The 20,901-nt window shown below is 31.9% G+C and carries 19 protein-coding genes and 1 tRNA gene; 3 read left to right on the forward strand and 17 right to left on the reverse strand.

Annotated elements, in window-relative coordinates:
• Positions 1-2 precede the first annotated feature (2 nt).
• The 16 genes from SJY43_RS07700 to SJY43_RS07775 all read right to left on the reverse strand — a co-directional run bounded on the left by SJY43_RS07700 (position 3) and on the right by SJY43_RS07775 (position 15,570).
• Positions 3-311, reverse strand: a complete 309-nt coding sequence (locus tag SJY43_RS07700; protein ID WP_396603252.1) for a DUF6122 family protein — start codon at positions 309-311, stop codon at positions 3-5.
• Positions 311-934, reverse strand: coding sequence for a WbqC family protein (locus SJY43_RS07705; RefSeq protein WP_396603253.1), 624 nt, complete (start codon positions 932-934; stop codon positions 311-313). The genes SJY43_RS07700 and SJY43_RS07705 overlap by 1 nt, the downstream gene beginning before the upstream one ends.
• Positions 935-939: 5 nt before the next feature.
• Positions 940-1,668 carry a M15 family metallopeptidase gene (locus SJY43_RS07710; protein WP_396603254.1) on the reverse strand — a complete coding sequence of 243 codons (729 nt, stop codon included), beginning with the start codon at positions 1,666-1,668 and terminating at the stop codon, positions 940-942.
• 48 nt (positions 1,669-1,716) lie between these two features.
• Entirely contained in the window at positions 1,717-3,297 is a 1,581-nt protein-coding gene (gene lepB / locus SJY43_RS07715; protein ID WP_396603255.1) for a signal peptidase I, read from the reverse strand.
• A 65-nt stretch (positions 3,298-3,362) separates the two neighbouring features.
• The gene (gene dapB / locus SJY43_RS07720; protein WP_396603256.1) at positions 3,363-4,067 is read right to left on the reverse strand and encodes a 4-hydroxy-tetrahydrodipicolinate reductase; all 705 of its coding nucleotides are present in this window, start codon (positions 4,065-4,067) and stop codon (positions 3,363-3,365) included.
• Between the two features lie 33 nt (positions 4,068-4,100).
• A complete protein-coding gene (locus tag SJY43_RS07725; RefSeq protein ID WP_396603398.1) occupies positions 4,101-4,721 on the reverse strand; it encodes a DUF5683 domain-containing protein in 621 nt (206 codons plus the stop codon).
• A complete protein-coding gene (locus SJY43_RS07730; protein WP_396603257.1) occupies positions 4,711-5,625 on the reverse strand; it encodes a ParB/RepB/Spo0J family partition protein in 915 nt (304 codons plus the stop codon). Before SJY43_RS07730 ends, SJY43_RS07725 begins: the two co-directional genes overlap by 11 nt.
• A 2-nt stretch (positions 5,626-5,627) precedes the next feature.
• Positions 5,628-6,392 (reverse strand): ParA family protein, encoded by a 765-nt coding sequence (locus SJY43_RS07735; RefSeq protein WP_396603258.1) that lies wholly within the window; start codon positions 6,390-6,392, stop codon positions 5,628-5,630.
• A gap of 115 nt (positions 6,393-6,507) precedes the next feature.
• Entirely contained in the window at positions 6,508-8,628 is a 2,121-nt protein-coding gene (gene scpA, locus SJY43_RS07740) for a methylmalonyl-CoA mutase (RefSeq protein WP_396603259.1), read from the reverse strand.
• Positions 8,629-8,634: 6 nt separating this feature from the next.
• Complete coding sequence (locus SJY43_RS07745; RefSeq protein WP_396603260.1) at positions 8,635-9,327, reverse strand: hypothetical protein; 693 nt, start codon at positions 9,325-9,327, stop codon at positions 8,635-8,637.
• Position 9,328: 1 nt separating this feature from the next.
• The gene (locus tag SJY43_RS07750; protein ID WP_396603261.1) at positions 9,329-10,690 is read right to left on the reverse strand and encodes a methylmalonyl-CoA mutase subunit beta; all 1,362 of its coding nucleotides are present in this window, start codon (positions 10,688-10,690) and stop codon (positions 9,329-9,331) included.
• Entirely contained in the window at positions 10,683-11,006 is a 324-nt protein-coding gene (locus SJY43_RS07755; protein ID WP_396603262.1) for a septum formation initiator family protein, read from the reverse strand. The genes SJY43_RS07750 and SJY43_RS07755 overlap by 8 nt, the downstream gene beginning before the upstream one ends.
• A gap of 1 nt (position 11,007) precedes the next feature.
• Positions 11,008-11,613 carry a uridine kinase gene (udk, locus tag SJY43_RS07760; RefSeq protein WP_396603263.1) on the reverse strand — a complete coding sequence of 202 codons (606 nt, stop codon included), beginning with the start codon at positions 11,611-11,613 and terminating at the stop codon, positions 11,008-11,010.
• Between the two features lie 66 nt (positions 11,614-11,679).
• Complete coding sequence (locus tag SJY43_RS07765) at positions 11,680-12,099, reverse strand: c-type cytochrome (protein ID WP_396603264.1); 420 nt, start codon at positions 12,097-12,099, stop codon at positions 11,680-11,682.
• A 20-nt stretch (positions 12,100-12,119) separates the two neighbouring features.
• Positions 12,120-13,241: a PQQ-dependent sugar dehydrogenase gene (locus SJY43_RS07770; RefSeq protein ID WP_396603265.1), complete on the reverse strand. Its 1,122-nt coding sequence runs from the start codon at positions 13,239-13,241 to the stop codon at positions 12,120-12,122.
• Between the two features lie 28 nt (positions 13,242-13,269).
• A complete protein-coding gene (locus SJY43_RS07775; protein ID WP_396603266.1) occupies positions 13,270-15,570 on the reverse strand; it encodes a TonB-dependent receptor domain-containing protein in 2,301 nt (766 codons plus the stop codon).
• 124 nt (positions 15,571-15,694) lie between these two features.
• Between SJY43_RS07775 and SJY43_RS07780 the strand changes: the two genes are divergently transcribed.
• Both SJY43_RS07780 and SJY43_RS07785 read left to right on the forward strand, forming a co-directional pair.
• Positions 15,695-15,769, forward strand: a tRNA-Pro gene (locus SJY43_RS07780).
• 216 nt (positions 15,770-15,985) lie between these two features.
• Complete coding sequence (locus SJY43_RS07785) at positions 15,986-17,239, forward strand: site-specific integrase (protein ID WP_396603267.1); 1,254 nt, start codon at positions 15,986-15,988, stop codon at positions 17,237-17,239.
• Between the two features lie 140 nt (positions 17,240-17,379).
• Here the strand turns inward: SJY43_RS07785 and SJY43_RS07790 are convergent, their stop codons facing one another.
• Complete coding sequence (locus SJY43_RS07790; protein WP_396603268.1) at positions 17,380-17,910, reverse strand: BfmA/BtgA family mobilization protein; 531 nt, start codon at positions 17,908-17,910, stop codon at positions 17,380-17,382.
• Between the two features lie 923 nt (positions 17,911-18,833).
• Between SJY43_RS07790 and SJY43_RS07795 the strand changes: the two genes are divergently transcribed.
• Positions 18,834-20,876 carry a hypothetical protein gene (locus SJY43_RS07795; protein WP_396603269.1) on the forward strand — a complete coding sequence of 681 codons (2,043 nt, stop codon included), beginning with the start codon at positions 18,834-18,836 and terminating at the stop codon, positions 20,874-20,876.
• Positions 20,877-20,901: the final 25 nt, after the last annotated feature.

Here is a 20,901-nt window from a genome sequence, read left to right on the forward strand (position 1 = left end):
TGTTACATTAAAGAGCAATCTACAGCATCAGAAATAATATGAATCACCAATCCCAATCCAACTAATCTTGACTTTTTAGGGATACACAAAAATATATAAAACAAAATAGCAAAACTGGAATGTAAAGGGTGAAAACCAATGCTGCACCGGTTAGGGTCAAAAATTGGCGTTGCTAATAAATGATCTAAATCAATCAGCATACCAGCTATCATAACTAGGTAAGCATACTTCCAATTGGTTTTGAAAAACAATAATGCGACAGCGAGAGGTAATAAAAAATGAGACCCATAATGTGCAAAAGTTTGTATCATTAAAGTAGTGATATAGTTTGAGATTCTAAATAGTTTAACGCATTAGGGCCTTCATTGAAAAGTAAATCTAGAACACTTAAGTTTTGAATAAAGCCATGTTTGGTGTTAAATACTTGAGTATAGTTTTCAAAAGTATAAATAGGTTCTTTTTTTGCATTTACTAAGTGTCTGAAATCTGTTTTGTCATTAAAAGCTTTTTGGTAAGTTTCTGTTTTCGATATATTTAATTCTAATTGTAAACACTCACAAATCACTTCAAAACATTTCAAATTAAAGTCTAAAAGAAAATCAACTTTTTCAGTAAATAGGTGTTGAAGTTCATCTTCATAATATTCGAAAAAAGGAGAGGTGCGATAAGCTGAAAGCAATGATTTCCAATGAAGGCTTTGCCAATTGTCTTCATTAAAAATTTTGACATCTCTATATTTTTGACGATTCTTTTGAGAATGAATCACAGGAATATTTAAGCCAAGTTTCCCATTAGCACCATAAATGTAAGTGCGATTTCTGTAGGTTTGTTTTAAGAAATTGTCATCCATTTCAAAAGTAACTTCGCCTGCTTTTACCATGGCCACAAAATGAGCTAGGTTTGGGAAACAAGTTAGGTGAATAACAATTTTCATGATACTTAGTTTAGAATAAATGTTTTAGCCTTATTAGAAATGCCGTGTACATAACAATCAATAATATTTAATTCTTTAGCTAATTCAGATCCTTTAAAATTATTTAAATCGGAATAATCAACACAATTATTATAATAGTCAAGATATGTGTTTGCTAAGGGCATATAAGACCAATGCCAGCGTTCTAGTTTGTAATCTGTTCTTCCGTTGTCTTTATTAGTGTAAACTTGATAAAACCCATGCTTATTTGCGTTTTCTAAAAGCCATTGGTATTCTAACTTGCCTCTGCCATGGTCAAAATAAGAATTTGTAAAACTATTTAAATCCATATCTGTTCCCCAATGGTGTCTGGATGTTGAAGGCATCGAACTGTATTCTAGAATTTTAATTGCTCTGTCAATAGGGTTTAAGTTGTTGTATTTTTTCCATTTTCGTTCCCAAATAGCTTTCTGTTCTTCAAAATTTCTAGTTCCAGAAATTATTTTTAAAGAGATACCATCTTTTTCAGCTTGATAATGCATATTTAAAAATGCTGAATAAACGTCTTTGTTTAAATAAATTGTTTTAGACGTGTATTTAGGATTTACTAGAGTAAACAATTCATGATTTTTATAATCAAATTTGCCTAAGATGAAATCTGTGGTGAGTGCTAGATTATCTGCAGCAACTGTTTCATTCTGGCTGAATGAAACAGTTGAAATAAAAAAGATTAAGAGCACGCCTTTAACGTTCATAATATGCTTAGTCTATAACGGTGAGTTTAAGCAAAACTACGTTAAAGCTTACTTGTTTTCTGCTTTACGTTTTCTCCATTTATTAAACCCAATCCAGCCAAATAATAAAACTAAAAAAGGAATTAAAAAAGATGATGCTTTACCGCTTCCGCTTACTGTTGTAAAGAAACGTTCCCAACGCGGGCTCGCGCCATCCCAACTCATCCATATAAATACAGGTTTACCTATAACATGGTTAAAGGGTACAAATCCCCAACGTCTCGCATCAATGGAGTTATGGCGATTATCACCCATCATCCAATAATAATTTTGTTTGAATGTATACGTGTCTGTTACTTCGCCGTTAATTAGAATTTGATTGCCATTAACTTGAAGCGTATTGCCTTCATATTCAGTAATAACACGTTTGTATAATGGTAAAACATCTAAATTAATGGCTATAGTTTTGCCTTCTTCAGGAATGTATAATGGTCCAAAATTATCAACATTCCAATTATAGTTAGGGTCATGCGGAAATATATTGGCATCTCTAACGCCTTTTTCTTGAATATTTGGTGTGATGCTAGCTACATTTGGATGACTTTTAAATTTTTCTCGTGCCTCGTCTGAAATAGCTGAAAAATAATATGTGTTTTGTGCATTCATAATACCAAAACCATCAGTAATATCATAACGGTCTTTAATATATGCGGGGTTGAATTGATTTGTTTTTGGTTGCACAAAATAGCTAAACTGTAAATGAGCTCTATCTGGTAATTCGTTTTTCTTACCGTTAATATAAACATAGCCATCTCTTACTTCTAGCGAATCTCCGGCAACACCAACACAGCGTTTAACTAGGTTTGTTTTTTTATCTATGGGTTTGTAGTAGTTTCGTTTTGGAGTAAAATCATTCATATCTAACAGCGTATCTGCTGGCTGATTGAACACTACAATTTCATTTCTATCAATTTTTTCAAACCCTGGAAATCTTAAGTAAGGTAACTGTAATTTGTTTTTCCAAGCCGTTTTGCGTTTTTCAAAATGATCATCAAACAAATATGATTTCTTATTAAGTCCAGGAATGGTATCATGAACCATAGGCGCTCCAACGGTAGTCATTGGTACTCTGGCACCATAATGAAATTTACTTACAAAAAGAAAATCACCTACTAATAATGATTTTTCTAATGATGAAGAAGGAATTGTAAAGGGCTGCATAAAGTAAGTGTGGACAATAGTTGCCGCTACAATTGCAAATAAAATAGAACTTGTCCATTCTCCTGAACTTGATTTTGGTTCTAAAGATCTATTTTCAATATAACTTACATCTGCGACATAATTTAAATAGAAGTTGTAAAAACCTAATGTTATAACCGCTAAAAAAGTGTCTACCTGCGTGTTTTTTCCAAAGCTTCTTGCTGTTTCTACCCATACAACAGGAAGCATAATAAGGTTTACAACGGGTAAGAACAGTAAAATAATCCACCACCAAGGGCGATTAATAATTTTCATTAATACGATACCGTTATACAAAGGTATAAAGGCTTCCCAAGCTTGTCTGCCAGCTTTAATATATAGTTTCCATGTGCCTAAACCATGAATTACTTGTATTATTAAAATGAAAATAAACCATTGTGTCCAAGTCATAATCTCAAAATTTTAATTTTCTGTTAGTAGAAATACTACTTGTGTTGTTACAGGGTAATTATATATTAACCAATATTTAACACATCATTCATTGTGAAAACGCCTTTTTTTCCTGCTATCCATTCTGCTGCCACTACGGCGCCTAATGCAAAACCTTGTCTGGTATGCGCAATATGTTCGATGTTTATGGTGTCTACTTCACTTTCGTAAGTTACAGTATGTGTGCCCGGAACGTCTACAATACGTTTAGCAGCAATAGGAATGGTTTTGTTTCCACTTTCCTCAAGTTTCCAATTATTATAACCGTCATGTTGTTCAATAACACCGTCTGCTAAAGTAATGGCTGTGCCACTTGGTGCATCTAGTTTTTGCGTATGATGGATTTCTTCCATAGAAACGTTGTACTGTTTCAAAGCACTCATCATTTTAGCCAATGTTTTATTTAATTCAAAAAAGATGTTTACACCTAAACTAAAGTTTGAAGCATAAATAAAAGCACCTTCTTTTTCTTTACATAAAGCAACCGCATCATCATACTTATCTAGCCAACCCGTAGTACCAGAGATAACTGGAACATTGTTGTTAATACAATTTGTTATATTGTTAAAAGCTACATTTGGGATGCTAAAATCTATAGCAACATCGGCTTTTGTAATGTCGTAATCAGTATCATCTTTATCAATAGCTAGAACTATATTGTGGCCACGTTTAATGGCTATCTGCTCAATGGTTTTCCCCATTCTTCCATATCCAAGTAATGCTATATTCATATTTATTTATGTGTTTTTTTAAGACCCAATGGGCTAAAATTTAAAATTTAAGGTTAATCCTAGGTTGCTTGTTGCATCAAATTCATTAAACTTATAATGCGGAGCTAAAGATAGGTTCTCGTCTACATTATATTGTAATAAATGCGCGTCTACATTAGCATCAATAATGTTTAAAGCATATAACCCAAGCGTAACGAGAAGTGATATTTCTTTATTACGACGATAAAATTCTTGGGCGTCTTCAAGTTTTTCAGTTGTTACTGTTGGTGTTGATAATTGCGAGCCATCAGATGCTATGTAAAACTCATCATTAGTAAAGCCAGCTAACCTACTTTTATAGGCATCTCTAAACCTGTTGTATTCTTTGTTGTTGCTTATGTAAAAATAAACACCTGTGCCAATAGCACCATAAACAATAGGGATTTTCCAGTATTTTTTATTGTAAGCTTGTCCTAGTCCTGGTAAAATGGCCGAATAGAAAGCTGCTTTTGCCGGAGAAAGCGGGTTAATAGGTTTGCTTACTTCAATAATGGAATCTATAACAACCTCTTTAGGAAGTTCTTTCTTTTCTTTTTTCGTCTTCTTGTCTTGCGCGTAAGAAGTGAAACAAATTAAGCATGCTAGTATTCCTATTATTAGGGTTTTATTTGGAATCACCTTGAACTAATTTTTTTATGCGGTTAAAATCTTCTTCTGAATGAAAAGGAATTGTAATTTTTCCTTTCCCGTTTTTAGAGACTTTAACGTCAATTTTATGCCCAAAGTATTCTGAAAATGCAGTAATTCCTTTTTTAACAAACTTTGGCACCTCATCAGCTTCTGGTTTTTTTGAAGTAGTATCGGTATTTCCAGAAGTATTAAAATCACGAATTAAGTTTTCAGTTTCTCTTACTGAAAGTTTGTTCGATAGGATATTTTCGTAAATGTCTAACTGTTCACTTTGGTCGTCAATAGCAATTAATGCACGACCATGTCCCATAGATATAAAACCATCACGCATTCCAGTTTGTATGATTGGATCTAGTTTTAATAAACGTAAATAATTAGCAATTGTAGAACGCTTTTTTCCTACGCGCTCGCTCATTTGCTCTTGCGTTAAATTGATTTCGTCAATTAAACGTTGGTATGATAAAGCAATTTCAATAGGGTCTAAATCTTGGCGCTGAATGTTTTCAACCAATGCCATTTCAAGCGATTCTTGATCGTTTGCAATTCTGACATAGGCAGGAATTGTTTCTAAACCTAATAATTTTGAAGCTCTAAAACGACGCTCGCCAGAAACCAACTGGTATTTGTTTAAGTCAAGTTTTCTAACCGTAATAGGTTGAATAATGCCTAATTCGTTTATGGATGACGCTAATTCACGAAGCGATTCTTCACTAAAATTTGTACGTGGTTGAAACGGATTAACTTCAATGAAATCAAGATCTAGTTCCACTATATTGCCAATAACTTTATCGGCATTCGTATCTTGAGCCGATTGTATATCGTTACTTGGGTCTTTTAATAGTGCTGATAAACCTCTACCTAAAGCCTGTTTTTTGGTTGCCTTAGCCATAATTAAGCGTTTTTATTAATGACTTCTTTTGCCAAACTTAAGTAATTGTTGGCACCTTTACTACTTGCATCGTAATTAATTATGCTTTCGCCATAACTTGGCGCCTCACTTAGCCTTACATTTCGTTGAATAATGGTTTTAAAAACCATATCGTTAAAATGTTTCTGAACTTCTTCAACCACTTGATTTGATAATCTTAAGCGAGAATCGTACATGGTTAATAATAAACCTTCTATATCTAATTCTGGGTTATGAACCTTTTGGACACTTTTAATAGTATTCAATAATTTCCCTAAACCTTCCAATGCAAAATACTCACATTGAATAGGTATCATTACAGCATCAGCAGCTGTTAGCGCATTTAAGGTTAATAAGCCTAAAGATGGCGCACAATCAATAATTATATAGTCATAATCATCCTTAACTTCTTTTAACGCTTTTTTTAGCATGTACTCCCGTTCATCTTTATCAACAAGTTCTATTTCAATAGCGACTAAGTCAATATGCGCAGGAATGATATCTAAATTAGGAGTTTCTGTTGCTACAATAGCTTCTCTTGCAGAATTAGAATGCTCTAAAAGTTGATAAGTTCCTATATCAACAGTTTCAACATCAATTCCAATTCCAGAAGTTGCATTTGCTTGAGGGTCAGCATCTATAAGTAATACTTTCTTCTCTAGAACACCTAGGGAAGCTGCTAAGTTAATTGAAGTAGTTGTTTTTCCAACGCCACCTTTTTGATTAGCAATTGCTATGATTTTACCCATTAAATGATTTGGTTTTATTAGCCACAAAAATACGATTATTTGCGAGGAATAAAAATGGAACTTGTTAACAAATTGGTAAAGTGAAAGAGAATATAAGCTACTGAGAAGTATATGCTTAATCAATTAAAATTTCTAAAATCATTATAGCAGCCTCACTAATTTTAGTTCCTGGTCCAAAAACTGCAACGGCGCCAGCATCAAATAAGTATTGATAATCTTGTTTTGGTATTACACCGCCTACTATAACCATAATATCATCACGACCAAAAGCTTTAAGGGCATCAATAACCTTTGGAACTAAGGTTTTATGACCAGCAGCTAATGAGGAAATACCAAGAATATGTACATCGTTTTCAACGGCTTGTTTTGCAGCTTCTTGTGGTGTTTGGAAAAGTGGACCAATATCCACGTCAAAACCAACATCGGCATAACCAGTTGCAATTACTTTTGCACCACGATCATGACCGTCTTGTCCCATTTTTGCAATCATAATACGAGGGCGTCTTCCATCTTGCTCCGCAAAAATATCGGCTAATTCTTGAGCTTTTTTAAAGGACTTATCGTGTTTGATTTCTTTACTATACACGCCAGAAAATGTTTTTATTTGTGCTTTGTACCGGCCAAATTCTACTTCTAGAGCATCACTAATTTCACCTAAAGTTGCTCTTTCTCGAGCAGCTTCAATAGCTAAAGCTAATAAGTTTTCTTGTCCTGTTCGTGCTGCTTCAGTTAATTTTGATAAAGCGGCTTTAACTTTTTTAGAATTTCGATTAGATTTAATATGGTTTAATCGCTCGATTTGAGAGTTTCTAACGGTTTGATTATCTACTTCGAGAGTTGAAATAGGATCTTCTTTTTCGAGCTTATATTTATTAACACCAACAATAGTGTCTTGTCCAGAATCTATTTTAGCTTGTTTTCTTGCAGCAGCTTCTTCAATTCTAATTTTAGGTATGCCAGCTTCAATAGCTTTGGTCATGCCTCCAAGTGCTTCAATTTCTTCAATTAGGCTCCAAGCTTTTTGGGCTATGTCATGGGTTAGTTTTTCAACATAATAACTTCCTGCCCAAGGGTCGACTGTTTTGGTGATATGGGTTTCTTCTTGCAGGAATATCTGCGTATTTCTGGCTATTCTCGCTGAAAAATCTGTTGGTAAAGCAATAGCTTCATCTAAAGCATTAGTGTGTAGACTTTGTGTGGCTCCAAAAGCAGCAGCTGCGGCTTCAATAGTTGTTCTTGCTACATTGTTAAAAGGGTCTTGTTCGGTTAAACTCCATCCAGAAGTTTGACAATGGGTGCGCAGGGATAGCGATTTTTCGTTTTTAGGGTTGAATTGTTTTACTAATTTTGCCCATAACATTCTAGCGGCTCGCATTTTGGCGATTTCCATAAAATGATTCATGCCAATGGCCCAAAAAAATGATAAGCGAGGAGCAAAGGTGTCAATATCCATACCTGCTTCTAATCCTTTTCTAATATATTCTAATCCGTCAGCCAAAGTGTATGCTAACTCAATATCGCAAGTGGCTCCAGCTTCTTGCATGTGGTAACCAGAAATACTTATGCTGTTGAATTTAGGCATGTTTTTACTGGTATATTCAAAAATATCTGAAATGATTTTCATTGAAGACGTAGGCGGATAGATATAAGTATTTCTAACCATAAACTCCTTTAAAATATCATTTTGAATAGTACCAGCCAAATGTTCTGGTTTTACACCTTGTTCTTCTGCTGCAACAATATAAAACGCCATAATGGGCAAAACTGCGCCATTCATAGTCATGGATACCGACATTTTATCTAATGGAATTTGATCGAAGAGTATTTTCATATCTTCAACCGAATCGATAGCGACTCCAGCTTTTCCAACATCGCCAACAACGCGTTCATGGTCTGAGTCATACCCTCTATGTGTTGCTAAATCAAAAGCAACCGAGAGTCCTTTTTGTCCTGCAGCTAAATTTCTTCTGTAAAATGCGTTGCTTTCTGCAGCAGTTGAAAATCCGGCATATTGACGAATAGTCCAAGGCCTACGAACGTACATAGTACTATATGGTCCTCTTAGGTTTGGCGCAATTCCAGCAACGAAATTCAAATGTTCTAAACCCCCAATATCATTTTTAAAGTAAGTTGATTTTACATCAATTCCTTCAGCAGTTCGAAAAGTTGAAGTTTCTGTCTTCTGACTTTTGTCTTCTGCATTTATTCTAATATGTTGAAGGTTTTTTCTTTGCATTAAATATTAATGATTATGTCCTGCATGAGGATCAACTGCTGGTTTTTGCATTGTTGGTTTTTCTAAAGCAGGGAGTTTATTAAAATCTACGTCTTGCTCTGGTTTATCTAGATTCACCTTAGAGAAATCGACGTCGAACATTTTGGCGTAATATAAATCTAAAGCGATATACATGGCCAAACTTCTATCATTTAATGCATTTCTATATTTATTAACTATAGCAGGGGCAAATAATTTTGGTGCCATACTGTTTGTTGATAACAAGGCGTTTAAGGTTGTTTTTGTATTCGTGTCTTTAATGCTGTTTGATATACATTTTAATGTCGCACTATTGTAGTTTAAATGACTTTTTGGATTAGTGCTATCCCAAAGGTTGTCTTCTTTTTTTAAGGCTTCAAATACGCTAACCGTATGTTTCGAAACAATATCTTCTAGTTTTAGTCTTCCAAAAGCCGAATTTCTTAATATTTGAGAATAAGCTTTGTCTAGCCTAGGGTTAGGTATTCCTTTATTGTAATGGTTTGCTATATCATCTTCAAAACTATATAACGCTTCGTTTAATAATTTTGAATTAACACCCTCACAGGCAAATGCGACAGGTTTGTCTGCGTATTTAAAGTCTGTAAACGGGCTTTCTTTTTTGCAGCTAAATAAAGTGATAACTAATAAAAATGTGATAAGTGTGATTTTTGAGTTCATTTTAATTTTCATTTTTTAATCGTTTTTGTTCAAAATGTTCTGATAATCGTTTTTCTATAATAGGTTCAATTAATGTTTTTCTGGCATTTGTTTTAACAAAAGGATAGAGTTCTAATTCATCTTTCATTTTGTTATTAGTGCTTGGGTGTTTGTTTGTTCCTAATAAAACAATTTCACCCTTATCAAATTGGTTTTGCTCTTTGGCAGCACTTTCTTTTATTTTTCTTTGAATAGTGCCTAGTTTTAGTTGTCTTAAAAAACCGCCATTAGACTCAATATTTTTAAATAATTCTAAAGCTTTTTCTGAAAGTTGATTTGTTAAACTCTCAATATAATATGAACCATCTGATGGGTTGTTAACTTTATCAAAATAACTTTCGTGCTTTAAAACTAAAAGTTGATTTCTGGCAATACGTTCGCCAAACTCATTGCTTTTATGATAAATATAATCATAAGGTAAATTACATATTGTATTTGCACCTCCCAAAATTGCGCTCATACATTCAGTAGTGGTTCGCAACAAATTTGTGTTGTTATCGTAAAGTGTTTTGTTGCGTTTTGTTGGTGTTACCTTAATATCACAATCTGTATTTGCATTGTATTCTGAAGCTAACGCTTTCCATAGTTTTCTTAAAGCTCTTAATTTCGCAATTTCAAAAAAGTAATTTGAGCCAACTGAAATATGAAACGTAATGTTTATTGATTTTAGATTGATTTTAGATGTATCTAAAAAATTTAAATACTCATTAGCATGAGCTAACGCATATGCTAATTGCTGCACCATAGTGGCGCCCGCATTTTGGTAAAGCGATGCATTAACATTAATAAAAGGATTGGTTTTTATTTTTGATTCAAAAAATTTAAAATCATCATTTAAACTTTTAAACCAATTACCTATTTTGGCTAAGTGCTCAATACTATCAATATCTATTTTAGCCTTTGGAGCTAATGCGTTTATTTTATTTATAAACGCTTCGGAAAGGAATTGTAATTTAAAATGAAGTAGAGCAGTATCTAAATTGATGTTTTTAATTAAATTTTCAATTGAAACAGTTTCTGAAGGAATGATGAAATGAATACTTTCCGCACCTCTTTCTAAAATATCAAGCGCTTTTAAATTTGATTTTTCTACATCGGCAACAAATATGGATTGACCAATTTTCCATTGCGTTGCTTTTGTGTTTGAAATGTTTGGGAGTTCATCAAAATCATCAGCATGATAGAAAGGTTTTACATCGATATCTTCATTTGTTTTGAAAACAAGCGTATCGTTGTAATCAGCACCTTTTAAATCGAACTGAATTTTTTGTTTCCATTGTTTAGCTGTAACAGAATTAAACCCATCAAACAAATTTTCATTCATCACTTTTTGTTTTTAAGCTATCTTCGTACTCGATAATGTAGATCTCTTCATTATCGCGTTTCATGTAATATTCTTCTCTGGCAAATTTTTCTAAGCCTTCATCGGTGCTTATTTTTTTTAAGTCTTTTTTATCTTTTTCTATTTCTTTTTTATAATATTCTTTTTCATTTTCTAAATCGTTAATTTCAGTATTTAACTCATGATGAATAAGCCATGAGTTGGCATCAAAAAATAGCATCCAAACCACAAATACAACTAGAATAAGTATAAATATGTTCTTTAATGGTTTTAAATATTTATTGTTTGTAAATGCCATATTATAATTTTTCTGCAATAATAGTTTTAACTATATCTATCGCTACTGTATTGTGTTTGTTGTTAGGAATTATTATGTCTGCATACTCTTTCATAGGTTCTATAAATTGATTATGCATAGGTTTTAACGTGGTTTGGTATCTGTTTAAAACTTCATCAATATCTCGTCCTCTTTCAGAGATGTCACGTTTTAAACGTCTTACTAAGCGCTCATCACTATCTGCATGCACGAATATTTTAATATCAAACATCTCTCTTAACTCTGGGTTTGTGAGTATTAAAATACCCTCAACAATCATCACTTTTCTTGGGTGAGTAAATACCGTGTCGCCAGTTCTGTTGTGTTTTACAAAAGAATATACAGGCTGGTGAATAGGCGTGTTGTTTTTTAACTCTTTTAAATGCTTTGCAAGTAAATCGAAATCGATAGATCTTGGATGGTCGAAATTAATTTTAACGCGTTCATCGTAAGATAAATGCGAAGTATCTGTGTAATAAGAATCTTGAGATATTACACCAACTTCTCCTTCTGGAAGTTCATTTAGTATTTGGTTTACAACAGTAGTTTTGCCGCATCCTGTGCCACCCGCGATTCCTATAATTAGCATGATTTATTGTTTGATTAACTTTCTACAAAGTTAGTTAAATGAAAAATCATTTTTAGAAGATTATGCTTATTTTTTAATCTTTGAAACTTCTTCTTCAGTAACTATATTCTCGTTTTTGTTTCCCCAACTATTTGTAATATAATTCATGACATCTGCGACTTCGTCATCACTTAATCCAGGAGCCACCATAGTGCTATTGTAAGTTACTCCGTTTACAATAATTTCTCCACTTTGACCATATTTTATACCTCTGATGCTTTTTTCTCTATTTTTCATGAGGTAGTCTGATTTTGCTAAAGGCGGAAAAGTGTTTTCGATACCTTCTCCATTTGGTAAGTGGCAATTCATACAAAAATCAGTATATATTTCACTTCCTCGTGTAATGCTTTCTTTTAACGGGTCTGTTTGAGGTGTGTAATTATCTGTTTTAGAATTGAAAAAGGATGATAATGCTAATGTAAAAAAGCATATTAGTAATAGTTGCATAAGTTTAGATTTACTTGTTTTTATTTTGAGACTATTTTATAAATGCCTTTTCCTTCAAAAGCAACATATATAAAACCATCAGGCGCTTGCACAACATTTCTAACACGGCCTATGTCTTCAAATAGTTTTTCTCGTTTAATAACTTTTTCATTCTCAATAACCAAGCGTTCTAGGTAGCTGAATTTTAATGAGCCAACTAAAGCATCTCCTTCCCAATTTGGGTATTTTTTTGAGGAAACAATTGCCATACCACTTGGAGCAATTGAAGGGACCCAATAAAAAAGAGGTTGTTCCATGCCTTCTTTTTCGGTAATCTCAGTAAATGTGGTGCCGCTGTAATTAATACCATAAGATATTACTGGCCAGCCAAAGTTTTTTCCTTTTTTTATAATGTTTATTTCGTCTCCCCCTTTTGGTCCATGTTCGTTTACCCAAATAGCCCCGGTTACAGGGTGTTTAGTCATGCCTTGCGGGTTTCTATGGCCGTAACTGTAAATAGCAGTTTTAGCATTTTTAGTGCCAACAAACGGATTGTCTTCTGGAATACTGCCATCGTCATGTAGCCTGTAAATTTTGCCGCAATCTCTTGTAATATCTTGTGGGTTAACATCTCTGTTTCCGCGATCTCCAATAGAGAAGTATAAATAGCCTTCGTTATCAAATTCAATTCTAGAACCCCAATGTTGCCCCTTTTTTGTGTTAAGTTCGGCTTTATAAAGTACTTCAAAATCTATTAAAGCTGTGCCTTCTAATTTTGCTCTGGCTAATGCTGTGTTTCCGCCGTCACCTTCGCCTTCGGCAGAACTGTATGTCATATAAATCCAGCCGTTGTTTTCATAATCAGGATGTGTTTCAATATCTAAAAAACCACCTTGTCCTCGCAAGTATACTTCTGGAACACCTTCTATATGCGTTTTTACGCCGTCTTTAAAGTGAATTAATTCACCTGATTTTTCAGTAATAAGCATACTGCCATCAGGTAAAAAGGCCATGCCCCAAGGAATAGATAAATCGGGTACAACTAATTCTGCAGTATAACTTAAATTAGTTGGTTCTACGGCAATAATCTCCGATTCGGTTTGTTGCGCACAGGCAGTAAAAGTTATAAATATAATCGCGATTAATGTGTGAATCTTCTGCATTAGAATTGTTTTTTGATTTAAAGTTACACTAAAAAATACAATTTAAATTAATACCTCCAAAATAATTAACTGGATTTCCTGGATAAAAATATCGTGGTAGATTGCCTCCAAAACCAGATGCGTTTATTAATATTTGTGAAGCATATTTCTCATCAAAGATATTATTTAAGCCAAAGAAAACATTTAGTTTTAATGTTTTATTAAGATTTTCTTGATATCCAATTTTTAAGTTGGTTAGATTGTAACTGTCAGAATATAAGCTATTACTATCTGTAATGGGCATGCTTCCAACATATTGATAATTGATGTTTCCATAAAACCCTAGCGTTAAATTTAAGTCCATTCCTGCATTAAAAATGTTTTTGGGTACGCCAGTTAAGTTATTACCTGAGAAATTATTAGTGTCTTCTATAAATTCTTTAAAAATGAAATTATTATGTGTGTAATTTATAAACGTATTAATAGATATATTATCTTTTTCTATCCAATTATAATTTAAGGCTAATTCTAAACCATCATGTTGTGTTCTTCCGGCATTAATACCTATAAATTCGTCTTGTGCTGTTCTTCGAGAAACCAATAGGTTTTTTATGTCCAATCTGTATATCGATATATTATAATGTAGTTTGTTGTTTGAAGTTGTGCCGCGTGCTCCAATTTCAAAATTCCAACCTGTTTCTGGTTTTAAGTTAGTGTTTATTTGCCCGTCTGGCAATAATGTTTCATTAAGTGAAATAGGAGAGAAGCCATGGCTGATACTTGAGAAAACACTTAGGTTTTTTGAAAATAAATGCGATGCTCCTAACTTTGGGGAGACGATGTTTTTGAATTTAAATTGTCCTGATTGATCGGGGTTATCATCAGAAATTATAAAATGATCTTCTAAATTATAAGCTGTTTTGTTTAGGTTTAAACCAAATGTTAGTGTTGTTTTATTTGTTGCTTCAATATTTGTTTCGGCAAAAACGTTATAATAGTTTCTTTTTTCTTTAAAATTAGATAATTTATCGCCTTTAACGCTTCCAGTTCCAGAAGGGAAATCTTCATATAGATTTTCAAAGGTTTTGTACTTGTAGATGTCTTTAAAAAACTCTCCACCAAAGGTCCAATATAAATTTTTGTCAAACAATTTTGAGTTTCCAAGCAAACGACTCCTAATACCTATAGCCAGCGTGTTTTCGTCTAAAATATTAAAAGGCCTTGGTTCGTAGGTGTTTCTAAAAGATGTAAAAACACTAGAAACCTGTTGTATATTACTAGTGTAGTTGTGCTTCCAAGACGCTCCAAAAACGCCTCGTTTAGTGTCTTCATAACCTTGGGTTTGTTCCCAAGTAAATGCCGCAGATTTAGGAGTGTTTATATAATCGTTTTCATTCAAAGAACTTGGTATAAACGCTTTTAAATCGATATAACTTGCTAAAAATGATATCTCGTTATTTTTGTTTAAATAATGATTTGAACTTAATGTAAATGTTTGTCGGTCGTATTCGTTGTTATCACGATACCCGTCACTATGAGTTTTACTGAAAACGGCTCTAAAACTATTTTTTCTAGAGCCATGATTCAAATTTATAACGCCTTTAGTAAGTCCGAAAGCCCCAAAAGAAAACTCAGTATTTAAGTCAGATTGATTTAAAAAAGAATGTTGAGGTTTCAATTGAACAACACCACCAAGACCGGCGCCATAAATACTAGAAAAGGCACCTTTAGTAATTTCAAAATTAGAAATTGAGGCCAATTCAAAATCCTCAATATTAGTTTCACCACTACCATTTGTTAACGGAATATCTTTAAAGTATGCTCTTATTTTTGAGGTGCCAAAAAGATTTCTTGATCCAATTCCTCTTATGGTAATCCGGTTGGTGTTAAGCGCTCCACTTTGCATGAAAACACCTGGAGTTCTGTTTAAAATAGGCGCAAAGTCTGTATTGTTTGATCGTTTAATATCTTTTGAAGAAATGATACTTATGGAGGCCGTTGCTTTTTTTAAAGCTTTAGGAATATGATTTGCATGAACAATAATTTCGTTTAAAGCTGATGGATTTAGCTCTAGTTGAATAGTATAATTATGGTTGAAAAGCAGCTTTAAGTTTTTAACAGCATATCCTTTTTTATTGAATGTGTACAAGCCTTCTTCTAATATTTCAAAAGAACCATCTAAGTTTGAAGTAGTGGTTTTCTGGGTATTGATATTTATTATTTCAACATACCCTAAAGCAGTATTAGAATAACTATCAATTATTTTTCCCGTTATTTTTGATTGGCCATAACTTGATAGAACCAATCCAAAAAGGGTAAAAATGATTATATTTTTTGCTCTGTAAAACACAATTAAAAACGAATAAATTAAAAGGTCAAAAATATCATTTTAAAACAAGAATATTTTTTTAAAAATAGTAATTGTGAAATGAATAAATAAACTATATTTGCATCCGATTATAAGATAATCAATACGGGGTGTAGCGTAGCCCGGTTATCGCGCCACGTTTGGGACGTGGAGGCCGCAGGTTCGAATCCTGCCACCCCGACTAACCTAGAAATAGGGAATACTAAAACACTGTTAATTGTATGATTATCAGTGTTTTTTGTTTTATATGATATCGTTTGATATTATATAATATCAAATAAAAGGTGTGCAATTAGGTGTACACTTTCTTCACAGAATTGTCGTAATTTTAAAGAGCTTTTAAAAGCAATTTGACTTTTGTCTTTACAATATCATTGTTTAACTAAAGACATTAAAAATGCAGACAAACAAAACCTTTTCAATTATTTTATTTACCAGAAAATCTAGAAGTAAGGTAAATGAACTATCCATTTATGCTCGGATTACCGTTAATAGCAAACGTTCTGAAATCAGCCTAAAAAGAACCGTTTTAGTAAAAGTATGGGATGCCTCAAAAAACCGTGGTCGTGGTAGCTCCTACTCAACACGGGTCTTGAACAACTACTTGGATCAAGAGTACAGTAGGTTATTGGATTGCCAAAAGCAATTATTGGAAGAGGATAAAGTGATTTCATCTAAGACTATAAAATCCCGTTATCTGGGAGATGATAATACCAGAAAAACACTTAATGACTTGTTGCACTATCACAATACAAATATGGTTTCCGTACTTAAAAAGGGCACAATGAAAAATTATTATACTACGGAAAAGTATTTGCAGAAATTTCTAAATCAAAAATTAAAAACAAACGATATTTATCTAAAACAATTAAACTATCGTTTTATCTGTGATTTTGAACATTACTTACGCAATTATAAAAATGCCCAAAAGAAATTCATGTTAAGCAACAATGGAGTGATGAAACATTTGGAACGTTTTAAGAAAATGATAAATCTAGCTGTAAAGCTGGAATGGATGCTAAATAACCCATTTAAAAAATTTAAATTGCATTATGATAAGTATGATAGAGCTTATCTAACAGAAAGGGAACTTGAACTATTAGAATGTACACATTATAGAAATGAGCGATTAGAAAGAGTAAAAGACTGTTTTATCTTTTCTTGTTATACAGGTTTGTCATATATCGATGTAAAGGAACTTATAATTAATCAAATAGTTAGGGGTATAGATAATAACTATTGGATATTTACCAAACGGGAGAAAACAAATGAAACCGTCAAGATACCTGTTCTTCCACAAGCAATGACCATAATTAATAAGTACAAAGATTCCATTGAAAATAAAATAAGCAAAACCATCTTACCTTTATGTTCAAACCAAAAGGCAAACAGTTACCTAAAAGAAATTGCCAAGGACTGTGGTATACGTAAAAACATTACTTTTCATGTTGCCAGACATACTTTTGCAACTACAGTCATGTTATCAAATGGTGTTCCAATAGAAACAGTATCAAAGCTATTAGGGCATGCCAAATTATCAACAACTCAAATCTATGCCAGGGTAGTAGAAACAAAAATAAGTGAAGACATACAAAATTTGCTTATAAAGTTTGAAAAGAAAAAGCAAAAAAGAATGGAGCTGGCAGAGTGATGAAAAACGTTTTTAAAAGGATGGATTTAGAGGCTGGCTATTTAAAAATGATTTTTTATGACCGTTCTATACTGAGCGTTGAGAATCCATCATTTTAAAAATGCAGCAAGCTCGCCCAAGCGAGCGCGGTAGAAAAAAAATCAAAATGCATTATTTTTTAATTCAGTATATTCTTGTTCAGATACTTTCAGCGAGTAAATATTAGAACTAAAAGTATTTTTGATAAGTTTGAATTTTCCAATAGTGTCTTTGAATTTATGCTTCAGTTTCATTAATTCGGCTTGTTGTTTAAAGTAGGCATTACGATAATATATTAATGCTTCATTCTCTGCTGTAAGAATTGGTTTTGTAATAGTTGATTTTTCCAAAATCAAAGGTTTAGTATCTTCAATGCCTTGAAATAGAGATTCCAACATTTTCTTGGTGGGCTTCAGTTGGTTCTCTTCAACTTGTCTCAAGATTGATATAACTGCATCGATACGATTGTTTATAACGTTTTGAAAGGATGTCCTGTTCATTCCTAAAGTATCATAAGGAGATAGGTTATTGTCCTCAAAAAAAGCAATCATAAATTCCATGGTTTCAGAATAACTTGGACTGATTTTTTTTGAATATTTTTTAAATTTATCAATGGTTTTTCTCTTTAGCCGAATGGTATTAAAATCATCCATAATTTATGAAATTGTAACAATGAAACATTGGTTTTACTGCTGTTAATTTGAAATCTACGCAAAAAATAGAGATTGACAATAATAATTAAGAAGTTAATTTATTGATTATCAATAAATTGTGAATTAGTAACATCGCGCAGCGTGTTACCCTCTTGCTATTCCCCCTTAGTTTTACAAACACGCTTTATTTAGGGATTATTTATATGTTAGTTAGTTGCTGTAATTGTTAACTTTCTATTGGGGAAAACTCTTAAAAAATAGAAGAAAAAATAAATGGAATTTCAAAAAAGTGTTTGTGGTTCCTCCAGTAGCTTGTAGTTTTAAATTCCCATATAACTATTTGTATCTGTGTACGCATTTGTAGGTTACTTTAATTCTGTAATTGTTTTTGCGTATTGCTGTATACTAGTGAGTATTCGAGATCATATTTAAGACTGGCTACAAATTATAAAAAGACTTATCATTTTCATATTCTGAGCATCCTACCCAAAACTGATTTCCATCGTCATCAAATTTAAAAACAAATTCTTCTTTACCTCTTGAGTTATTTTTTAGTAAATATAGCAGATTCTTTGGTATTGAATTATAATACAAAACAGTGTCATTGGCTTTTTGTTCTCCTAGTGAAATTCATTTTTTTGAGGTTCTGTAAATCCTAATCCTAATCCTAATCCTAATCATACTCCTACTCCTACTCCTAATTAAAATTAAACTCCGTTAAAATAGGAATTTAAAGCTATATTAATGGGTTAGCTTTTTTGATTTTTAAATACAGATAAAATCCTACAAATTCCAAATACAGTATTATTAAAAAAAACTTAATTAATTTAGTTTAATTTGTGATAAATTAATTACATTTAGAGAAGTTTTCAAAGAAAGATTTATCTCATAATTATTCATTATATCAGATTTAAAATATTAAAATGAAGAAATTATTTCTGACTATTTTAATTATAGGATTTGTTTATATAGCCTATTTAAACAGAGCAATATTCTATGAGTACCCAGAAGGTGTAAGAAACACTTTAAAATATTCAAACGAAACACAAAAAGCGGAATTTGAAAAAGTTTTAGAATATTTCAATAAAGAGGAAGATAATTTAAAACTAAAATGCGCACAAGTCCTTATTTCTAATATTCCTTTGTATTCCTATAAAAAAGAACCTGAAACTTTTAATCAAGTAGTAGATTCAATTCATTCATTAAAAAATAAATTAATAATTTACTCCGATAGTTTAAAGTATAATAAACGAATTCTAAAAAAAGTTCAAGATATATTTGTAGATAAAATGAATTTTCTTTGTAAAACTAATGAATTTTTTGATAAAGAAGAAGTTCGAGACATTGACACACTAAGCTCTTCCTTTCTAATTGAAAATATAAACTTAGCATTTGAAGCTCATTATAAACTTCCAAAAAAATACAGAACCAATTTTAATGATTTTTGTAATTACGTTCTACCATATAGAAATGATCAAGAACCATTAGAGTTTCATAAAAGAAAAGAACTCTATGAAAAATACTCTTGGGTTTATGACTCCATAAAAACAAAGCCTTTAGAAGATATTATTATTCAAATATATGACGATTTAAAAATAAATATTGACTTTAAAAAATTAAGTAAACTAGATCTTAGTCCAACCTATTCTCAAATAGAAAAACTACAGTATGGTCTTTGTAGAGACGTAACAAATTATTTTGTTTTACTTTTTAGATCATTAGGCTTTGCTGCTGGCACAGATTATATTACAACTAAAGGAAATAGGCATAGTCCAATTGGGCATAATTGGTTTTTTATTATGCACGATAATACTTTCTTGCCTATACAAGCACGATCTAAAAGTTTAATATTTTCAGATATCGATAAAATATTTAAACTTACTAATATGCCAAAAGTATATCGAAACGTATTTAATAAGGTTAATTTAAAAAATTTGGCGATTACTAAGGATACGGATGTAACTAGCTTGTATAGGCCTACATCGACAGTGCAAATTAAAAATATTTTTCAAACCAGTTATAAAGAAGATTATAAACTGTGTGTTTTTAACAGAAAATCTAATTGGTTTGAAGTAGATGAAAGTTTTAAATTGGTTAATAATAAAGTTACATTCAATAATGTTGGGAGAGGAATAGTATATGCAGTTACAAACAGCTTCTTAGAACCTATTAATTATCCCTTTTATTTAGACTACAAAGGTAATTTAATGTTTTTAAAAAACAAGAATTTGAAAGAAGATAAACCTTTTAATATCACAAGAAAATATCCTCCAATAGACCTACCTAATAAATGGAAAACAGATCGAATAAAAGCATTAAATAACTGCAAATTACAAGGAAGTAATTATTTAGATGAAAATAGTTTTAAAGATATTTATACAATAAAGAACTTCTGTAGTACTCAAAAAAATCAATTTCTGTTTAAAAAAGAAGAAAAATATAAATATTATCGACTAATTGCAGAAGAAGGAACTTCATATACATCGTATATAGCAGAATTTGCGTTAATTAATATGGATTTAAAACCAATAGAAAATGTGAAAATAGACTTCTATGGAACTAAAGAATCTAAACTTAAGCAAAAATCAAAAATAACAGATAACGATCCTTTAACTTTCGGAAGATTTTTAAATATGAAAATTACTTTTGAAGTAGAAAACAGTCAAAACGTTAGTGGCTTTGAAATACAAGCAAGGAATGATGATAATCATATAAATATAGGCGAAGAATATGAATTAAGGGTATTTGATAAAACATGGAAGCGTGTTAGAAAAGAAAAAGCAAAAGATACCGTTCTTAATTATGAAAGTCTTGCAAAAGATGGTTTATATATACTACACAATTTGACAAAAGGAAAAGAAGAAACTGTTTTTACTTTTGATGAAAATGGAAATCAATTTTGGTTTGGGGTTTCAGATGTCAATGACTTAGGCGTTGGTGCTCCGATGTCGATGGATTTTAAGTAAATAACTTTTCCTTTTGAACAGAGTA

The sequence above is a fragment of the Algibacter sp. R77976 genome (assembly GCF_044594645.1).
GTDB lineage: Bacteria > Bacteroidota > Bacteroidia > Flavobacteriales > Flavobacteriaceae > Algibacter_B.

Excerpts from the sequence above, each read along its gene's own strand:
- scpA (WP_396603259.1), bottom strand. The coding sequence starts at position 8,628 with ATGCAAAGAAAAAACCTTCAACATATTAGAATAAATGCAGAAGACAAA.
- SJY43_RS07700 (WP_396603252.1), bottom strand. The coding sequence starts at position 311 with ATGATACAAACTTTTGCACATTATGGGTCTCATTTTTTATTACCTCTC.
- SJY43_RS07705 (WP_396603253.1), bottom strand. The coding sequence starts at position 934 with ATGAAAATTGTTATTCACCTAACTTGTTTCCCAAACCTAGCTCATTTT.
- SJY43_RS07785 (WP_396603267.1), top strand. The coding sequence starts at position 15,986 with ATGCAGACAAACAAAACCTTTTCAATTATTTTATTTACCAGAAAATCT.
- SJY43_RS07750 (WP_396603261.1), bottom strand. The coding sequence starts at position 10,690 with ATGAATGAAAATTTGTTTGATGGGTTTAATTCTGTTACAGCTAAACAA.
- SJY43_RS07795 (WP_396603269.1), top strand. The coding sequence starts at position 18,834 with ATGAAGAAATTATTTCTGACTATTTTAATTATAGGATTTGTTTATATA.
- SJY43_RS07770 (WP_396603265.1), bottom strand. The coding sequence starts at position 13,241 with ATGCAGAAGATTCACACATTAATCGCGATTATATTTATAACTTTTACT.
- lepB (WP_396603255.1), bottom strand. The coding sequence starts at position 3,297 with ATGACTTGGACACAATGGTTTATTTTCATTTTAATAATACAAGTAATT.
- SJY43_RS07755 (WP_396603262.1), bottom strand. The coding sequence starts at position 11,006 with ATGGCATTTACAAACAATAAATATTTAAAACCATTAAAGAACATATTT.
- SJY43_RS07790 (WP_396603268.1), bottom strand. The coding sequence starts at position 17,910 with ATGGATGATTTTAATACCATTCGGCTAAAGAGAAAAACCATTGATAAA.
- SJY43_RS07735 (WP_396603258.1), bottom strand. The coding sequence starts at position 6,392 with ATGGGTAAAATCATAGCAATTGCTAATCAAAAAGGTGGCGTTGGAAAA.
- SJY43_RS07765 (WP_396603264.1), bottom strand. The coding sequence starts at position 12,099 with ATGCAACTATTACTAATATGCTTTTTTACATTAGCATTATCATCCTTT.
- SJY43_RS07745 (WP_396603260.1), bottom strand. The coding sequence starts at position 9,327 with ATGAACTCAAAAATCACACTTATCACATTTTTATTAGTTATCACTTTA.
- dapB (WP_396603256.1), bottom strand. The coding sequence starts at position 4,067 with ATGAATATAGCATTACTTGGATATGGAAGAATGGGGAAAACCATTGAG.
- SJY43_RS07730 (WP_396603257.1), bottom strand. The coding sequence starts at position 5,625 with ATGGCTAAGGCAACCAAAAAACAGGCTTTAGGTAGAGGTTTATCAGCA.
- udk (WP_396603263.1), bottom strand. The coding sequence starts at position 11,613 with ATGCTAATTATAGGAATCGCGGGTGGCACAGGATGCGGCAAAACTACT.
- SJY43_RS07710 (WP_396603254.1), bottom strand. The coding sequence starts at position 1,668 with ATGAACGTTAAAGGCGTGCTCTTAATCTTTTTTATTTCAACTGTTTCA.